A 17,223-nucleotide genomic window follows, 5' to 3' on the forward strand; every position below is an offset into this window, starting at 1 on the left:
GGTCCGCGATCCGGTCACGCGCCGTACGGGTGAGACGGGGCCCGAACTCAGATGCGACCCCTGCACAGTTCGAGCAGCGTCATCGCCAGGGACGTCCCCGGCTTGCCGAGCGCCTCGCTGAAGTGGTTGAGGATCTCCATCTCGCGCGCGAGGTGCACGCGCCGCCCACCGGAGGCGATACGGGTCTGCTGGACGACGGCGGAGACGGCCGCCCGTTCCTGGATGAGGCCGATGATCCGGTCGTCGATGGCGTCGATGCGCTCGCGGGCGTCGGCGATGACCGCTTCGGGTGTGGTGGTGGTCACGGGGGCTCCTCGTGGTTTTTCGAGGCTGCCCCGGAGCGGCAAGATCCGGAAGGAAACGACAGGCGCCCCGGACCTTGTCGGCCCGGGGCGCCTGGGAAGTCGCTTGTCAGTAGCTCAAGCAGCACGACCATGGCAGCCGGCGGGCCGGTTGCCATAGGTAAACAGGTAGGTCGGGTGCGTGAGCATGGCAGCAGTATGCACGTGCGCCGGACCCTGTCCAACCGGGGTCCAGCCACCGGACGGCAGGGGCGGGGACGGCTGCCGGGAGGGGGCGCGGCCGCACCCCGTTAGAATCGGTCATCACAGCCCTCGCCCAAACCGCCGGAAGGCACCCCGTGTCATCAGCGACCCCCGCCGCCGCCCCCGACACCGTTCTGGTCGTCGACTTCGGCGCGCAGTACGCCCAGCTCATCGCCCGTCGCGTCCGCGAGGCGCGGGTCTACAGCGAGATCGTGCCGAGCACCATGCCGGTCGAGGAGATGCTCGCCAAGAACCCGGCGGCGATCATCCTCTCCGGCGGCCCCTCGTCGGTCTACGAGGAGGGCGCCCCCCGCCTCGACCGCGCGCTCTTCGAGGCCGGCGTCCCCGTCTTCGGCATGTGCTACGGCTTCCAGCTGATGGCGCAGAGCCTCGGCGGGACGGTCGACAACACCGGCGCCCGTGAGTACGGCCGCACCGACCTGCACGTCTCGAAGTCGTCCTCCACCCTCTTCGAGGGCACCCCGGACGAGCAGCACGTGTGGATGTCGCACGGCGACGCCTGCTCCGCCGCACCCGAGGGCTTCTCCGTCACGGCCTCCACGGACGTCGTCCCGGTCGCCGCCTTCGAGAACGACGAGAAGAAGCTCTACGGCGTCCAGTACCACCCCGAGGTCATGCACTCCACGCACGGCCAGCAGGTCCTGGAGCACTTCCTCTACCGGGGCGCGGGCCTGAAGCCCGACTGGACCACCGGCAACGTCATCGAGGAGCAGGTCGCCCTCATCCGCGAGCAGGTCGGCGACAAGCGCGCCATCTGCGGGCTGTCCGGCGGCGTCGACTCCGCGGTGGCCGCGGCCCTCGTGGCCCGTGCCATCGGTGACCAGCTGACCTGCGTTTACGTCGACCACGGCCTGATGCGCAAGGGCGAGACCGAGCAGGTCGAGAAGGACTTCGTGGCCGCGACCGGCGTGAAGCTGGTCGTCGTCGACGCGGAGGAGCGCTTCCTGACCGCGCTCAAGGGTGTCTCGGACCCCGAGGAGAAGCGGAAGATCATCGGCCGCGAGTTCATCCGGGTCTTCGAGCAGGCGCAGGCGGAGATCATCGCGGACGAGGGCCCGGCGGTGGAGTTCCTCGTCCAGGGCACGCTCTACCCGGACGTGGTCGAGTCCGGTGGCGGCACCGGCACGGCCAACATCAAGTCCCACCACAACGTGGGCGGCCTGCCCGAGGACCTCGAGTTCAAGCTGATCGAGCCGCTGCGCAAGCTGTTCAAGGACGAGGTGCGGATGGTCGGCCAGGAGCTCGGGCTCCCGGACGAGATCGTCCAGCGCCAGCCGTTCCCGGGCCCCGGTCTCGGCATCCGGATCGTCGGCGAGGTCACCAAGGAGCGGCTCGACCTGCTCCGCGACGCCGACGCCATCGCCCGCGAGGAGCTCACCGCCGCCGGTCTCGACCGGGACATCTGGCAGTGCCCGGTGGTCCTGCTCGCGGACGTCCGGTCCGTGGGTGTCCAGGGCGACGGCCGGACGTACGGCCACCCGATCGTCCTGCGGCCGGTCTCCTCCGAGGACGCCATGACCGCCGACTGGTCGCGGCTGCCGTACGAGGTGCTGGCGAAGATCTCGACGCGGATCACCAACGAGGTCGCGGACGTCAACCGCGTCGTCCTGGACGTCACCTCGAAGCCGCCGGGCACCATCGAGTGGGAGTAGGCCTCCCCGGCACCAGCCCTCAGGTCCGCTTGAGAGTCCGCACCGGCTCTCCGGGCTTCCAGACCTGGACGACGAGGTACTTCTCGTCCTCGACGTAGGTCCGAACGACCTCCGTCAGCTCGGTGCGGAAGAGGTGGAACGGCTCCGGCGGTTCCACCTCTTCGCCGTACGCGGCCTTGATCACCGGGTCGGTCACCTCGACAGCCCGCCCGCTGACGCGCACATCACCGCCGCCCATCGACTGCCCCTCCCCGGGATTCGCCTGGAGTGCGAACCGCGGGTCGCGGAGCAGGTCGAGGGCCTTGAGCGAGTCCGGCATCATGCCGAGCCACAGCTCACCGTTCAGGAACCGCACCTCCAGGCCGCTGGTGCGGGGCGAGCCGTCCTTGCGGAGCGTCGCCAGGGTGTGGTGCGTGAAGGCCCCGAAGCGCTCTTCGGCGACCTTGGCGAGGCCGGGTTCGGCGGTGGTGAAGGTGGACCAGTTCGCTGTCATACGACGAGTCTGGCGCCGATACCCGACACCCGCTGTCCGGTATTACGCGACCTGTGCGGCATACGGCAGCGGACGCACGTACCGCTCCCGTCCCGCGTCGTCCCGCACCTGCGCACAGCCGCCCGCCGTCAGCTGCGTGGCCAGCTTGGCGCGGCGGACCGTGTTGATGCGCAGGGCACCGTACAGGAACGCCGGCATCAGCACGGCGAGCGGGAGAAGGACGGCGTACGCGCCGGTCAGCGGGGCCATCAGCAGGAAGAGGGCCGCGGCGCCCCAGCCGATGGTCTTGAGCTGCCGGGGGTTGCCCGCCTCGACCAGGGCGTCGTACTTGATGAGCGCGATGATCAGGTCGATCTCGGCCTGGGCCTCGGGCACCGGCGTGAGCGAGTTCAGGTACATGCCCGGAACCGTGCCGCCCGCGCCCACCTGCGGGAACGCGGCGAGGTTCGCGGCGGCGCGCTGCTGGGCCGCGGGGTGCGTGTCGCGGACCAGGTGGACATGGAGGATCTTGTGGCGGCCGACGAGGCGGACACCGGCGTAGCGGAAACCGAAGCACTCGGCGACGTAGACCAGCGCCCCGAACAGTTTGTGCTCGGCGAAGGGGTGGACCAGCTCGACGTGGTCCTGGGTCGCGATCTGCCGCATGAGGGAGCTGAGGTGACGTTCGACGAGGCTCAAGGAGGGCTCCGGGGATGACTCAAAACTGGTGCTGGAGTGTCGGGAACTTTTCGTTCCGCACACCAGACCGCCGAGCCGCCGGAAGGGTTGCGCACGGCATCGTTACCTCATACGCCTGTTCTCCTGCGCTGACCGACGGTAACTTCCGCCCCGTAAAGCCACCCCAGTGCTGGAGGACCGATGCACGGGACGTATGAACCGGGACCGACCCCACCGGCCCCCCTGCCCACCGACAGCCTCCGGTTCGCGATGCCGCCGATGCACGACTCCGTCGAGGACGAGCGCCGGCACCGCAAGGAGCGGCTGGCGGGCGCGCTGCGGATCTTCGGGCGGCAGGGCTTCGAGGACGGGGTGTCCGGCCACATCACCGCACGCGACCCGGAGTTCACGGACTGCTTCTGGGTCAACCCGTTCGGGATGCCCTTCAAGCACGTCACCGTCAGCGACCTGGTCCTCGCCAACTCCGAGGGGCAGGTCGTCGAGGGCCGCTACCACGTCAACCAGGCCGCCTTCACCGTCCACGCCCAGGTCCACGCCGCCCGCCCCGACGTCGTCGCGGTCGCCCACTGCCACTCCGTGCACGGCCGCGCCCTGTCCGCCCTCGGCGACCTCCTCGACCCGATCACCCAGGAGAGCTGCGCCTTCTACGAGGACCACGCCGTCTACGACGCCTACTCCGGCGTGGCCGTCGACGCCGCCGAGGGCCGCAGGATCGCCGCCGCCCTGGACACCGGAAAGGGGCTGGTGCTGCGCAACCACGGCCTGCTGACCGTCGGCGACTCGGTGGACGCGGCGGCCTGGTGGTTCCTGTCCATGGAACGCTCCGCCCAGGTCCAGCTGACCGCGAGGGCAGCCGGCCGCCCGGTCCTGATCGACCACAAGGCTGCGGTCGCCACCAGGGAGCAGCTGGGCGGCGACCTGGTGGCGTGGATCAACTACCAGCCCTTGTGGCAGGACATCAGCCGGAGCGAGCCCGATCTGCTGAGCTAGAAGCCCCTCCGAGCTAGAAGCCCCTCCGAGCTAGAAGCCTCTCTGAGCTAGAAGCCCCTCAGGATCACCGCCTTCGTCATCGCGAACTCCTCGTCCGTCAGGACGCCGTCCCGGTGCAGTTCGCCCAGCTCCCGCAGCCTGCGCAGCAGGACGTCGTGATGGTCGGCCCGGGACGCGGCCCCCGCCGGGAGCTGGGGCGGGCGGCCCGCGTGGTCGCCGACCGCGCGGGTGGAGGGGTGCGGGAGCCGGGAGGTGACCGCGGTGGCCACCAGGGCCGTCAGGAGGTCGCGGCGGGCGCTGCCCCACAGGTCCAGGGCGTACGGGTCCTTCTCGGGCGGGAGTTTGGAGAACGCCGTCTCCCGGGTCACGAAGCGCAGGAAACCGTCCTCGTAGCCGGAGTTGGGCAGCCACTCCACGCCCACCAGGTCGCCCAGGGCGATGATGCGCGGGCCGGTCGCGCGTTTGACGCGGTCGGAGGTGTCGGCCCAGTCGATGCGCACCTGGAGGCCGTCGAAGGAGACCGTGCCGTCGGAGGAGCGGACGGAGACCGGGACCGGCGGGCCGGACAGCAGATACGTCTTCGTCGGGTCCTTCGGGACCTGGTCGAGCAGCAGCGCCCGCCGGATCTCCTCCGCCACGTACTCGGCGACCCCGGCCCGGTCCACGTCCACCGCCAGCCGGTACGGGTCCGCCGCGTCCGGCAGCCGCCCCCCGGTCGCCTGCAGCAGCGGATCGGCCCCCTCGCGCAGCCGCATCCGCAGCCGCCCCCGCTTGCGTTCGGGCTCGAAGACGACGCCCGAGACGGCCTCCAGAGGCACGGCGATCTCCCCGTACGTCTGCCGGAACAGCGGCACCGAGCGGTGGAGTCCGGGCGTGATCCTGACCGTCGTGCCGTCGAAGGCCCAGGTCCCGTCGCGCTGGATGATCTCGGCCATACAGAAATTCTCGCAGCCGGGTCAACACGGCGACTTCGAATTCACCCGCCCTGACCACACCTGCCGGACGAGCCCACCGTGGCGTAGGGCACAATTCGCTGTCATTGCGGGGGAGTTGCAGGGCGGCGGCCGAGACTTCGGCAGGGGCCGCGGGGTGCGGAGATCGCGGGGAAGGCGGGCATCGGGCGTGGCGGTGCAGGAGGCGAGACAGGGCGCGGAAACGGGTGCGCACGGGGGTGGCTGCACCTGCGGGGACTGTCCGCACGGGGCGCGGGAGGGCCATCGGCGGGCGGTCGCCGCGTTCCTGCTGAAGCGGGACGAGTTCGCCGCCGGACAGGGCCTGCCGGCCGCCGTGGCCCACTCGGCCTCGGCCTCCCGGCAGTGGGTGTCGGAGGAGCTGACCCAGTCCGCGGAACTCGTCGCCGAACGCGGCCGGGCCGAGGGCGAGGCCTGGCTCACCCGGCTGTGGAGCCGCACCGCGTACACGGTGTGGGCCGGTGTGGTCGTGCTGCTGCTCGGCCAGGCGCTGACGGCGATCGGCGCGGGCTGGACCGCCGCCCGCACCGCCGGGCTGCTGGCCGCCCTGATGACGGCCGGCGCCCTGACCGCCGCCTCCTGGTTCCACCGCGCCCGGGGCGGTGCGCTGGCCCCCGTGATCGGCGAGGACAACCGGCTGTCCACCTCCCGCGCGGTCGCCGTGGCCTGGGTGCTCTTCGTCGCGTACGCGGTGCTCGTCCTCGTCGGCCGACTGGCCGCCGCCTCCGACCCGGCCGAGCGCGACGCCCTGATCGCCGGGCTCGAACTGGCCCGCGGCGCCGGTGCGGTTACCGTCCTCGCCGTGGTCTGCGGGATCGCGGTGCTGGTGCGGCGGGTGGTCGGGCTGCGGGTACTGGGGCAACGCCTCCAGAAGGTGCGCGCCGAGCGCCCACGCGCCGCCGACCTGCTCACCGACGACGCCGGACGCGGCACCTTCGCCGACATCCAGTACGTCGTGATCAGCGCGGTGGCGCTGCTGTTCGCCGCGGTACGGCTGACCCGGCGCCCCGATCAACTGCCCGACCTGCCCTGGGGGCTGGCCGTGATCGTCCTGATCTCGGCGGCGACCTACCTGGCCGGCAAGTACGCCGAGGGCGGCCGTCCCGTCATCCTCTCCGTCGTCCGCGCCCGCGAGGCCGGTGACCTCGACGGCCCGATCCGCACCGGCGACGACATCGAGATCCGCGGCGCCGGGTTCGTGCCCCCGGGGGCGCAGGGGGCCGAGCGGTTGTGCCGGATGACGGTCCGGGTGGGCACGGTCCACGTCCATGTCCCGCTCGTCCCGGTAGCCGGCGGCTTCAGCAACCCGACGGACGCCGTGCTGACGGTACCGGTGCCGGCCGACGTCGAGCCGGGGCGGGTGGAGGTGCAGGTGATCACCGCGGCGGGCGTGGAGACCAACCGGTACCCGATCGATGTGACGGACTGAGCCCTGACCACCACTGAAGAGGCCTGAACCATGAGTGACGACGTCCTGTCCGTCATACCGAGGACCTGGTCGAGGCCCACGAGGACGGCTTCCCGACGCTCGACGTGTCCGTCCCCTGCTGCGGTGCCGCCACCACCCTGGACCGGCTGGACTACGACTGGCCCTGCGGCTTCGCCCGCTTCGAGATCGCCGTCCGGAACCCGGAGACCGGTGGGCTGAGCGAGGAGCAACTGGCCTCCGTCGCCCAGGCCCTGGGCCACCCGGTACGCCAGATCCAGGCACACATCTGACCCACGCCACGACCGGCCCCGGGCGGGGCGCGCCGACGGGGCGGAAACCGGTGATCCGGGCATTGAGCGGTACCTCCCTCTCGCTCGTATGGTCAGGTAAGGGGTCACGGCACGCTGGTGAGAGGCGGCTAGGAGCGATGACTCACGGTTTTCGTACGGACACGCACACTTCCCACGTCGACGGTGGCCGGAGCCTGCGCGACACCGCCACCCACTACGCCCTGCTCCCGCTCCGCGTCTTCCTGGGCGTCACCTTCATCTACGCCGGCCTGGACAAACTCACCGACAGCGCCTTCATGAAGGACTCGGGCTCCGGCTCGATCGGTGACCAGATGCGCGGCATCAAGCAGTCGGCGGCGATCCCCGCGATGGTCGACATGGCCCTGAACAACCCCGTCGGCTTCGGCTACGCCATCGCCTTCGGTGAGCTGGCCGTCGGCCTCGGCACCCTCCTCGGCCTCCTCGCCCGCCTCGCCGCCCTCGGCGGAGCGCTGATCTCCCTCAGCCTGTGGCTGACGATGAGCTGGGCGTCGACGCCTTATTACTACGGCAACGATCTTGCCTACTTGATGGCCTGGCTGCCGCTGGTGCTGGCCGGGGCGCCCTACCTGTCGTTGGACGCGTTGATCCGGGTCCGGCGCCGAGAACCTGTGGGCGTGTACTCCCACTGACGGGACCGGACCGGCGTGCACTGACGGGACCGGCGGGCGTCAGACTGCGGAACCGGGGAGCGCTCGGCGGTGGATCGGCGGGTGCTCGGTCAGGTGTTGGGGGGTGTGCTCAGCCAGGTATCCCGGACGGAGGCGTCTCCGGGGTCCTGGCGCCGCCGACCGCCTTGCGGCGGCGTCTCACCGACCGGGTCAGGAGTCCCACCGCGCCCGCCAGGCACAGCCCGCCCGTGACCACGGGGATGATCGCGAACCACGGGGTCTCCCAGGCGCCGCCCGCGTCACCGGCGTAGATGATGCCCGCCAGGGTCAGGAAGAAGCCGGCGACCAGCTTTCCGGGCCGGAACTCATGACGCAGCACGGCTCACCTCCGCCTGTCCGACGCCGACCTGGAGGTCGAGGTCGAGGGTGCCGGAGGGCTTGACGCCCTTGGCCGGGGCCAGCGTCGCCTCCTTGTACTTACCCGGTTCCACGTCCACGTCCTTCTCGTCGTCGCCGGGCAGTTGGATGTCGCCCACGCCCACGTCGATGCTGACCTTCACGGTCGCGCCCTTCGGCACGATCACCTTCAGCTTGCCGACCCCCACCTCGGCCCTGGCCGTCACCGTCTGCGTCCTGGTCAGATCAAGCGCCGTCAGATCCAGCGTGCCGATGCCGGTGCCGAGGTCGTATTTCGGGCGGAGGTCCGCCACCGCGGCGGGCCGCCAGGTCTCGCGCACCCACTGGGTGCCGATGTCCTTGGGCACGGCGGCCGAGCCCGCGAGCAGTCCCGCCGTGAGCACCGCCAGGAAGATCGAGCCCGCGCCCGTACGCCCGAGGAAGGAGCTGACCGCGATGCCCAGGCCGAAGACGATCAGCGCACTGGCCAGACCGGTCTGGAGGCTGGTGCCGAGAGGGTGCTCGTCCCACGTCAGGCCGGTGCCGAGGCCGCCCGCGAGGAGGGCGAGCAGGAAGACCCAGCCGCCGATCCAGCGCGGGCCGCGCTGCCGGGGCTGCTGCGGCCGAGCGGTGCGCAGGTCGGTGCCCAGGTGGCCGTAGCCGGGAGCGAGGCCGATGTCGATGGCGTCCGCGAGGTCGCGGGTGCGGGAGTCGCCGGGGCCCCAGAGGTAGCCGGTGCCGCCCTCGTGCGTGCCGTCCTTGACGATGGGCTCGCGCCACCAGGAGGGGTAGGAGGCGCTGACCGGCGGGGCCTGGGCCTCCGGCGGGGCGTCCGCGGCGGCCTGGGCGGCGAGCGGATCGGTGTCGGGGGTGCCGCGCTGCCGCGACCAGTACCCGGCGCCCGCGAGGAGCAGGGAGACGACGACGGCGAAGGTCAGCACCGTCCCGTTGTTCAGCATCGTCAGGAACACGCCGCAGCCGACCAGCGCGAACAGCACGGCCGCCAGGGCCTGGCCGTCGACGCGGCCGGTCAGCAGCTTGCGGACCTCGTTCTCCTCGTCGTCCTCGTAGGGCACGAAGAGCCAGGCGAAGCCGTAGAAGATGAGGCCGAGGCCGCCGGTCGCGGAGAGCACGGCGAGGGTGATCCGGAAGATCACCGGGTCCATGTCGTACTGCCGCCCGAGGCCGGCGCACACGCCCGCGAGCGTCTTGTACCGCCGGTCGCGGCGGAACTTCGGCGGCGGCGCGGCCGTTGCGTCATCGCCGGGGAGATCCGTCCCGTCGGTCTCGCCCGGTCGCCGCCCAGCCGCACCCGGTCGGTCCTGCTCCTTCCGCGCGCCCGCACCCGCCTGTGCGCGCGGTTCCTCACCGGCGGCGGTCGCGGAGGGCGCGGCGGACGAGGCGCCCTCGTCGGGCGCCGGGTCCGCGGCGTGCTGGTGATCTGTCATGTGTCCATGGTGACGGGCGAGCTGCCGCGACGGGAGTCGGAACGACCCTGGCCGGACCCTGATATCGCCCCTGACCCGGGGCCGGGGAGACGTTCCGGCCCGCGGCCGTTTCCGTGCCCTTCGAAGATCAGGGGAGTCTAGGGGGCCGACCCTGATGCTCCGGCCGTTCCGCCGTGTGAACATCGATGGCATGCCGGAAGCAGCCGCAGCAGCGCCACTCGTCGAACCGCGGCCGCCGCGCAAGCTCTACCGCAGCAGTGACGGACGCTGGCTGGGGGGTGTGGCGCGGGGGCTCGCCGGGCATCTCGGGCTGCCCGTGATCTGGGTGCGCCTCGTCTTCGTCGGCCTTTTCATGGCGGACGGCCTCGGCGCCCTGCTGTACGCCGCGTTCTGGTTCTTCGTGCCGCTGGGAGTCGGGGGCGTGAGCGGTCAGAAGCCGCCGTCCTTCGTCACCACCGAGACCTCACCCGACGGCCGCCGCCGGCTCGTCGCCCGCAGACCGGACCGCGGCCAGATCGTCGCCCTGCTGCTCATGGTCGTGGTGGCCATGGTTTTTGTGGGCAATGTGAACCTGGGCACCGGCGCGAAGGCCTATCTCTGGCCCGCCGTCCTCGTCGGCGCCGGTGTGGCCCTGGTGTGGCGCCAGGCCGACAACGCCCGCCGGGCCCGCTGGGCCGAGGTCGGCCGCCGCAGGCGCACGCTCAGCCTGCTGCGCGCCGCGGGCGGCGTCCTGCTGGTCACGGCCGGTGTGTCCGGGATCTTCGTCATGCAGGGCTCGGCCGCCCACCTCGGCTCGGTCCTCCAGGCGGCCCTCGCGGTCCTGGTCGGCATCACACTCCTCGCCGGCCCCTACCTCGTGCGCATGACCCAGGACCTCTCCGAGGAGCGCCTGATGCGCATCCGCGCCCAGGAGCGCGCCGAGGTCGCCGCCCACGTCCACGACTCCGTGCTGCACACCCTGACCCTGATCCAGCGCAACGCGGAGAACGCGAACGAGGTGCGCCGCCTCGCCCGCGCCCAGGAGCGCGACCTGCGCACCTGGCTCTACAAACCCGAGGGCACGGGCAAGGACGAGGCCGACGAACCCGACACCCTCGCCGAGGCGGTGCGGCGCAACGCGGCCGAGATCGAGGACAAGCACGGCGTCCCCCTGGAGGTCGTCATCGTCGGCGACTGCCCCCTCGACGAACGCATCGGCGCACAGATGCAGGCCGCGCGCGAGGCGATGGTGAACGCGGCCAAGTACGGTGGCGAGGGCGGCGCGGTGCAGGTCTACGCCGAGGTCGAGGGAAAGACGGTGTTCGTGTCGGTCCGGGACCGTGGCCCCGGCTTCGACCTCGATTCGATACCCGCCGACCGCATGGGTGTCAGAGAATCGATCATCGGCCGCATGGAGCGCCACGGCGGCACGGCCCGCCTGCGCGCGGTGCCGGGCGGCGGCACGGAGGTCGAGCTGGAGATGGAGAGGGCGGAGAAGACGTCATGAGCGACCCGACCGAGGCGAACGACACGACGACGAGTGAGCGCCGGGTGCGAGTGGTCCTCGTCGACGACCACCGCATGTTCCGTACGGGGGTGCAGGCGGAGATCGGCCAGACCGAGCAGACCGGGGTGGAAGTGGTCGGCGAGGCCGCCGACGTCGACCAGGCGGTCACGGTCATCACGGCCACCCGTCCCGAGGTGGTTCTCCTCGACGTGCACCTCCCTGGCGGCGGCGGAGTCGAAGTCCTGCGCCGCTGCGCCCCGTTGATGGCGGACGCGGAGCAGCCGGTGCGGTTCCTGGCGCTGTCCGTGTCGGACGCGGCGGAGGACGTGATCGGCGTGATCCGGGGCGGAGCGAGGGGCTACGTCACCAAGACGATCACCGGCACCGACCTCGTCGACTCCATCTTCCGCGTGCAGGACGGCGACGCGGTGTTCTCGCCGAGGCTCGCCGGTTTCGTGCTGGACGCCTTCGCGTCGACGGACGCGCCGCCGGTGGACGAGGACCTGGACCGCCTCACGCAGCGCGAGCGCGAGGTGCTGCGGCTGATCGCGCGCGGCTACGCGTACAAGGAGATCGCCAAGCAGTTGTTCATCTCCGTGAAGACGGTGGAGTCCCATGTGTCGGCGGTCCTGCGCAAGTTGCAGCTGTCGAACCGCCATGAGCTGACGCGGTGGGCGACGGCACGTCGGCTGGTGTGACGAACCAGACCGTCTTGCCGACACCGTCGGTTCGCGGTTCGGTGCCCCACGTCTCGGCGAGCAGCGTCACCAGGATCAGGCCCCGCCCCGACTCGTCGTCCGGGGAAGGGTTCCGGAACGTCGGCATGCTCTCGTCCGCGTCCGTCACCGAGACGCGAAGACGCCGGTCGTCGCCCAGCACGCACCGGACCCTGATCTCCCGGCCGGGGGAGACGCGGGCGTGCCGGTAGGCGTTGGTCATCAACTCGCTGAGCAGCAGCACGGCGGTGTCGGTGACCTCGTCCGGGAGCTTCCAGTCGGCGGCCTGCGCACGGAGAAGAGCGCGGGACCGGCCCACGCTGCGGGGGTGGCGGGGCAGTTGCCACACGACGGCTTCCTCGGGCATGCGCGGTTCTCTTCCTTGCGGGTGGTTGTCCGTCATTTGCCGTGATCAGGCTGGTGGTTGACGCGTAGCCTCGGGGAGTGGCGGAGTGTGTACAGAGGGTGCGTGTACACGGCGTGTCGGTGGAGGCGGGTGGGCGCGAACGATGACTCAGCCGAACTGGCGGTACTGCGGCGGGCAGGTCAAGTTGTGGCGCGAGGAGGCGGGGGTCGCCCGCCAGGCGCTCGCCGAGGAGGCCGGGTACGACTACGAGTACGTGAAGTCGATGGAGTGCGGGCGGCGACGGCCGACGCTGCGGTTGTTGCAGGTCGCGGACCAGATGTGCGGAGCGCGGGGGAAGCTGCTGGCGGGGCATGAGTTTCTGAAGCCGGAGCCGTTTCCGGCGCGGTCGCAGGAGTACATGGAGCTGGAGGCCGAGGCGATCGCCGTGCACGACTACTCGCTGGGGCTCATTCCGGGGTTGTTGCAGACTCGGGGGTACGCGACGGCGCTGATCGGCGAGAGCTGCCCGCCGTTGGACGACGAGACGGTGGAGGAGCGGGTTCGGGCGCGGTTGGCCAGGCAGGAGTCGTTGAAGCGGCGGACTGGCACGGTGTACGGCTTCGTCATCTATGAGGCCGCGCTGCGTACGGGAGTTGGCGGACCGGAGGTCATGCGTGAGCAACTGCTCCATCTGCCAGAGGTCGGCACGCGTCGGAACGTGTCCATCCAGGTGCTGCCCTTCGGCAAGTGCGGGGGCCTCGCACTCAATGGGTCGTTCATCCTGCTGGAGACGGCTGATCGTGAGCACTTCGCCTATGTCGAGAGTCCGGAGACCAGTGCGCTCCATGCTGACGCGCACAAGGTCGGTGACCTCGCGCAAGCCCATGGCATGATCCGCATGCAGGCTCTCGGAGTTGAGGAGTCGGCTGCGTTCATCAGGAAGGTGGCACAGGAGCTATGAAGACTGAACTGACGTGGTTCAAGTCCAGCTACAGCGACTCCCAGGGCGGCGCCTGCCTCGAAGTAGCCCTCCACCCCCACACCACCCACGTCCGGGACTCGAAGCTCGGCCCCCAAGGCCCCCGCTTCGAAGTCCCCTCCGACGCCTGGGCCGCCTTCGTCGCCTACGCTTCCCGCGAGGCCTGAGCCTCGAGCTTCGGGCGTCGAGATCCGAGCTTCTCTTTCAAGGAATGGGCGGAAAGAATCCACCCGCCCTCCCACCCTCCCCGCGTCCAACTCGCGCGCGCACCAGCCGAGATGACTTTTCGTGATCGGCTTGCGACGCGCAGTCGCGAACCTCTAGCGTTCGCGACAACAAACAACCCCGGTCGGGTGCTACCAACACCCGCCGGGGTCTCACCCTCAAGATCGAAGAGAGCGATCTCGTGGCTTCTGAAGACTTTAACGCTGCTCCGCCCGCGCCCGCAGCCCATCCCATGGCCAAGCCCGGCTACGGCAAGCGTTCCGCGCCGGACCAGCAGCGCTCCCGGCGCGGCGACTTCGCCCACCTCCCGCCCCGCGAGGCGTACCTCGCCGGCCTCATCGACCGGCTGCCCGAGAACGCGGCGATGGACGCCAAGACCCTCGCCAAGGCGCAGCCCCTCTACGGGCAGCAGGCCGTGCGCACGGCGCTCAACGAACTCGGCCGAGCCGGGCATCTGCGGCGCGTACGGCGTCGCGTACCGCCGGGTGAGGGGGAGACCGGTACGCGATGGGTGTTCCTCACGTACTGGTCGCGTACCGCACGTGACGACGAATGGTGGGCCAGGGGCCTCGAAGGTGACGTGACGCCCGAGGGCGAGACCAGGCCGGTCGTGGACGACGTACCGTCACCGTCCCGGGCCTCCCAGGCCTACGACACCCTCGCCCGCCTCGGTCTCCGCGAACCGCGCCTCGCCCTGTCCGCCGCCGACTGCGCCGCCCTCGAAGAGCTGGCCGACGCATGGCTCGCCCGAGGCGCGTCGCCGGAGCAGCTGACGCAGGTTCTTGTCGCCGGGCTCCCGGACCCGGTGCACGCGCCCCGCGCCTTCCTGCGGCGGCGGCTGGTCGACAGAATGCCGCCCGAGCGTTCCGCCCCTGCGCCCGCGCCAGCACCCCGCACGCTGATGGAGTGCACCGACTGCCGCGTACCCGGCCGTCCGGAGGCGCTGTCCGGAGGGCTTTGCCGGGCCTGCCGAGGCGGGGACGGCGGCGGAGCGGACGAGCAGGCGCAGGCGCGATCCGCCACCGTGCGGGCCTGGGCCGCACAGGTGCGGACAGCGATCCGTACGCCCGCTACGGCTCGACCGTCGCCATGAGGGAACGGCGTCCGCTTCCGCGCCGGACAATCGTGATCAGGGTGGCTGGTAGAGAGGAAAGGGCGCTCAGGGACAACAGGATCAACGGCCACAGTGTGGGGGCGCCGGTGGACAGGAGGAGGACGCTGGTGAGCAATGCCATCAAGGCGACGCCCAGCAGCGTGGTGGCCATGAACTTTGTCACGCGCGTCCTTCTTGCGTCGGCCGTCGACGCCAATACGTACTCCATCTCAAGCGGGGTGAACCCTGCGGTCGTCCGTCCTGGGGTCCGGTAGAGCAGCGAGGGCGGTTCGCTGAGCAGCCCTTCCCGGCGACGTCCCGACCGGACCCAGTCCCGCGCGGCGACCTTCAGTTGCTGGCGCAGCGAAAGCTCGGCCCCGGCCTGGTCGACCCAGGCCTGGAATCTGGGCCATGCGCTGATCAGCGCATGGTGAGCGAGCAGGACCTGCGGCTCGTTCCCGGCTTCGGCCGAGATGACGAGGAGCCGCTCCTGGACCATCCGTTCGCACACCCCCTCGGTCTCCATGAGCGAGAGGTAGGCGACAGGGAGAGCCTGCCTCCAGTACCGACCGTCGGCGTCGACCGTCACGAGGTGCAGGAGCAGATCGCGAGCCCGACTTCTGTCGTCTTCGGAGAAGGAGGCGAACACTTCCTCCGCCGTGTGCGCCAGGCTGCCCTGGATGCCCCCGGTCTCTTGGTAGGACCGGTGGGTGAGGTAGCCGTCCTCCCGCCGCTTCCACATCTCGCGCAGCGTGAATTGCAGGAGCGGCAGGGCGCCGGGCTCGTCCCCCATGTCCTGGAGCAGGCGTTCGGTGAGGCCCGGTTCCAGATGGAGCCCGGCGGCCAGGGCCGGTTTTTCGACCGCCTCGCGCATCTCTCGTTCGGACATCGGCGGCACGGCCACGGTGTGCTTCATGAGCGCCGGAGCGTGGCTCCTGGCCTGTGCGACGAAGTCGGCGCGCAGGACCGTGATCAGCCTCGCCGACACGTCAGGATCCTTGGCCAACTCCACCAACAGGCCGTAGATCACGTCGCGTTGGTCGGCACTGGCAAGGGTGAACAGTTCCTCGAACTGGTCGAGCACGACGACGGTGCCTTTACGCGCAATCTGGCGAAGCGCCTGCAACTGCTCGATCCCGCCGGAATGGTTGACTCTGACGATCCGCCAGAGTTCGCTCCCCGGCAGCACACCCCTGCGCAACGCGGGAATCACCCCCGCGTTCACAAGGCTCGTCTTGCCGCTGGCCGCGCCGCCGACGATCGTGCACCTCCCCTCCGTGCGCAGAGAGTCCAGCACTCGGTCGACAAGCTCACCGCGCCCGAAGAACACCGCCGCGTCGGCCTCGGAGAACGGCTGAAGTCCGAGGTACGGGCTGCGCTCCACGAGGGCGGGCTCAGGCTCGGTCGGCATCCGTGTTCGCAGACTCGCTCGTACGGCCTCCACCAGCCCGTCCGGCTCCAGCCCCGCCCGGTAGTCGAGAAACTGCAACTCCCGCAGTTCGTAAGGGGGTTGACCTGTGCCCGGGAGCATGACCGGAAGCACCTGCGCGAGACCACCGGCGTTGACGACGGCCGCGAGTTCGCGCTGCTGCCAGGGACTGAGTTGTCCCAGTTCGCCGACTAGGAACAGGGCGAGCCGTGCCGAGACCTGGGCCGACGTGGGCAGGCGCGTCCCCGCGGGTGCATCCGGCTCCGCGACGCGGACATCGCGAGCCTCCAACAGGTCACGGATCCGGCCCGCCACCTCCCTGTCGCCACCGCTGTACGACAGATAGACGTCCGCCTGAGCGAACCGGGACGTGGGGTCGTACTGCGTCACGACCGGCTCCACTGCCTGCCGACCGCTTCCCTCCAGCACCGCCTCCGACCGCAGCCGCGCCAGCCGGTTGCCGCTCGGTGCCAGCAGGGCGATGGCGTTGCGCAGACTGTCGTAGGCCCGGGCCAATGACCGCCGCTCCTGGGCCCTCCCCGGATCGGTGATCACCTGCTCGTCGAAGGCGTAGGCAGGCACGTACGGCACCTGCAACTCCCAGAAACCCAGCCCCGACGCCCTCAGCGCCTCCGGCGTGAACGTGTCGAAGCTCCGGCGGAACCGGTGGGCGAAGTCCGCCAGGAGCTCCGCGTCCTGCTGGTCGATGCGTGCCGGCACCACCAGCGCCTCCAGGGGGCGGTCACCTCGTACCGCCCGCACCTGCGGTGACAGGAAGTGCCGGACCATCCACTCCGTGCCCTCGACGTTCTGAAGGTTGGCCGCGCACAACGCGACGATGACATCGGCCAGTTGGTACGCGCACACCCCGCCCAGCTCGGTGACCCCCGTACGGCTGTCCACCAGGACGATGTCGTACCGCTCCGCGCACGCCCTGCGGAACCACTCGAAGAACAGCTCGCCCGACCAGACGTAGTAGAAGTCCTGCCAGTCGAAGCGGCGCAGCTCGGCGCCGTAGCGGGTCATCTGGTCGTCCGTCAGGCGCAGGCCCGCCGGGAGCAGGTCGAGACGGCCGCCGTCCGAGCGGGGCGGGTAGACCGTGGAGATGTAGCGGTCCAGGTCGCGGTAGGCGTCCTCCGCGCCCTCGTCCGCAGCCGAAGAGGCCACGGACATGGCGTACTTGAAGGCCAGGAGCAGGTCCAGCAGGCCCTCGCGGCCACGGACTCGTCCGTGGTCGATCGGGAAGAAGTGCTCCAGGCCCGGCGCCTCCAGGTCGAAGTCGACCATCAGCACCCGCATGCCGCTGCGCGCCAGCTGGTCGGCGATGTTGGCCAGGGCCATGGAGCGGCCGACGCCGCCCTTATAGGAGTAGAACGTGACGATCAC

General features: G+C 70.7%; 18 protein-coding genes. 10 read left to right on the plus strand and 8 right to left on the minus strand.

Translation table 11 applies throughout. The features are described from left to right. Positions 1 to 47: 47 nt before the first annotated feature. Positions 48 to 305 (minus strand): chorismate mutase, encoded by a 258-nt coding sequence (locus tag DI272_RS27745; RefSeq protein ID WP_181387328.1) that lies wholly within the window; start codon positions 303 to 305, stop codon positions 48 to 50. Between the two features lie 335 nt (positions 306 to 640). Here DI272_RS27745 and guaA point away from each other — a divergent pair, with 335 nt between their 5' ends. Beyond that, the gene (gene guaA, locus DI272_RS27750) at positions 641 to 2,218 is read left to right on the plus strand and encodes a glutamine-hydrolyzing GMP synthase (RefSeq protein WP_109497946.1); all 1,578 of its coding nucleotides are present in this window, start codon (positions 641 to 643) and stop codon (positions 2,216 to 2,218) included. A gap of 19 nt (positions 2,219 to 2,237) precedes the next feature. Here guaA and DI272_RS27755 read toward each other — a convergent pair whose 3' ends face one another. Both DI272_RS27755 and DI272_RS27760 read right to left on the minus strand, forming a co-directional pair. Next, entirely contained in the window at positions 2,238 to 2,711 is a 474-nt protein-coding gene (locus DI272_RS27755; RefSeq protein ID WP_109497947.1) for a pyridoxamine 5'-phosphate oxidase family protein, read from the minus strand. Between the two features lie 42 nt (positions 2,712 to 2,753). Next, positions 2,754 to 3,389, minus strand: a complete 636-nt coding sequence (locus tag DI272_RS27760) for a hypothetical protein (protein ID WP_109497948.1) — start codon at positions 3,387 to 3,389, stop codon at positions 2,754 to 2,756. A 180-nt stretch (positions 3,390 to 3,569) separates the two neighbouring features. Here DI272_RS27760 and DI272_RS27765 point away from each other — a divergent pair, with 180 nt between their 5' ends. Further along, positions 3,570 to 4,379 (plus strand): class II aldolase/adducin family protein, encoded by an 810-nt coding sequence (locus DI272_RS27765; protein ID WP_109497949.1) that lies wholly within the window; start codon positions 3,570 to 3,572, stop codon positions 4,377 to 4,379. A 47-nt stretch (positions 4,380 to 4,426) separates the two neighbouring features. Here DI272_RS27765 and DI272_RS27770 read toward each other — a convergent pair whose 3' ends face one another. Beyond that, a complete protein-coding gene (locus DI272_RS27770) occupies positions 4,427 to 5,314 on the minus strand; it encodes a DUF4429 domain-containing protein (RefSeq protein WP_109497950.1) in 888 nt (295 codons plus the stop codon). A 187-nt stretch (positions 5,315 to 5,501) separates the two neighbouring features. Between DI272_RS27770 and DI272_RS27775 the strand changes: the two genes are divergently transcribed. From DI272_RS27775 to DI272_RS27785, 3 genes are all read left to right on the plus strand, one after another. Continuing rightward, positions 5,502 to 6,779: a hypothetical protein gene (locus tag DI272_RS27775; RefSeq protein ID WP_109497951.1), complete on the plus strand. Its 1,278-nt coding sequence runs from the start codon at positions 5,502 to 5,504 to the stop codon at positions 6,777 to 6,779. Between the two features lie 104 nt (positions 6,780 to 6,883). Beyond that, a complete protein-coding gene (locus DI272_RS27780) occupies positions 6,884 to 7,069 on the plus strand; it encodes a hypothetical protein (RefSeq protein WP_181387329.1) in 186 nt (61 codons plus the stop codon). 137 nt (positions 7,070 to 7,206) lie between these two features. Next, entirely contained in the window at positions 7,207 to 7,740 is a 534-nt protein-coding gene (locus DI272_RS27785; protein ID WP_109497952.1) for a TQO small subunit DoxD, read from the plus strand. Between the two features lie 109 nt (positions 7,741 to 7,849). Here DI272_RS27785 and DI272_RS27790 read toward each other — a convergent pair whose 3' ends face one another. Together DI272_RS27790 and DI272_RS27795 are read right to left on the minus strand one after the other, a co-directional pair. Beyond that, positions 7,850 to 8,098 (minus strand): hypothetical protein, encoded by a 249-nt coding sequence (locus tag DI272_RS27790; protein ID WP_109497953.1) that lies wholly within the window; start codon positions 8,096 to 8,098, stop codon positions 7,850 to 7,852. Further along, positions 8,085 to 9,563, minus strand: coding sequence for a PspC domain-containing protein (locus tag DI272_RS27795; RefSeq protein ID WP_109497954.1), 1,479 nt, complete (start codon positions 9,561 to 9,563; stop codon positions 8,085 to 8,087). The genes DI272_RS27790 and DI272_RS27795 overlap by 14 nt, the downstream gene beginning before the upstream one ends. Before the next feature lie 154 nt (positions 9,564 to 9,717). On the opposite strand from DI272_RS27795, the gene DI272_RS27800 reads away from it, so the two are divergent. Continuing rightward, positions 9,718 to 11,049, plus strand: a complete 1,332-nt coding sequence (locus DI272_RS27800) for an ATP-binding protein (RefSeq protein ID WP_109497955.1) — start codon at positions 9,718 to 9,720, stop codon at positions 11,047 to 11,049. Then, a complete protein-coding gene (locus tag DI272_RS27805) occupies positions 11,046 to 11,747 on the plus strand; it encodes a response regulator transcription factor (protein ID WP_109497956.1) in 702 nt (233 codons plus the stop codon). Before DI272_RS27800 ends, DI272_RS27805 begins: the two co-directional genes overlap by 4 nt. Here the strand turns inward: DI272_RS27805 and DI272_RS27810 are convergent. Then, positions 11,638 to 12,168 carry an ATP-binding protein gene (locus DI272_RS27810; RefSeq protein WP_309221672.1) on the minus strand — a complete coding sequence of 177 codons (531 nt, stop codon included), beginning with the start codon at positions 12,166 to 12,168 and terminating at the stop codon, positions 11,638 to 11,640. The two genes, DI272_RS27805 and DI272_RS27810, sit on opposite strands and share 110 nt — an antisense overlap. A 106-nt stretch (positions 12,169 to 12,274) precedes the next feature. Between DI272_RS27810 and DI272_RS27815 the strand changes: the two genes are divergently transcribed. The 3 genes from DI272_RS27815 (at position 12,275) to DI272_RS27825 (ending at position 14,408) form a co-directional block, all read left to right on the plus strand. Beyond that, positions 12,275 to 13,072: a helix-turn-helix transcriptional regulator gene (locus tag DI272_RS27815; RefSeq protein WP_109497958.1), complete on the plus strand. Its 798-nt coding sequence runs from the start codon at positions 12,275 to 12,277 to the stop codon at positions 13,070 to 13,072. Further along, the gene (locus DI272_RS27820) at positions 13,069 to 13,257 is read left to right on the plus strand and encodes a DUF397 domain-containing protein (RefSeq protein ID WP_109497959.1); all 189 of its coding nucleotides are present in this window, start codon (positions 13,069 to 13,071) and stop codon (positions 13,255 to 13,257) included. The genes DI272_RS27815 and DI272_RS27820 overlap by 4 nt, the downstream gene beginning before the upstream one ends. A gap of 290 nt (positions 13,258 to 13,547) precedes the next feature. Continuing rightward, on the plus strand, positions 13,548 to 14,408 hold the full coding sequence (locus DI272_RS27825; protein WP_258314696.1) for a hypothetical protein: 861 nt from the start codon (positions 13,548 to 13,550) through the stop codon (positions 14,406 to 14,408). Here DI272_RS27825 and DI272_RS27830 read toward each other — a convergent pair. Further along, positions 14,386 to 17,223: a KGGVGR-motif variant AAA ATPase gene (locus DI272_RS27830; RefSeq protein ID WP_109497961.1), complete on the minus strand. Its 2,838-nt coding sequence runs from the start codon at positions 17,221 to 17,223 to the stop codon at positions 14,386 to 14,388. The two genes, DI272_RS27825 and DI272_RS27830, sit on opposite strands and share 23 nt — an antisense overlap.

Origin of the sequence: Streptomyces sp. Act143 (assembly GCF_003143935.1) — a bacterium.
Taxonomy (GTDB): Bacteria; Actinomycetota; Actinomycetes; order Streptomycetales; family Streptomycetaceae; genus Streptomyces.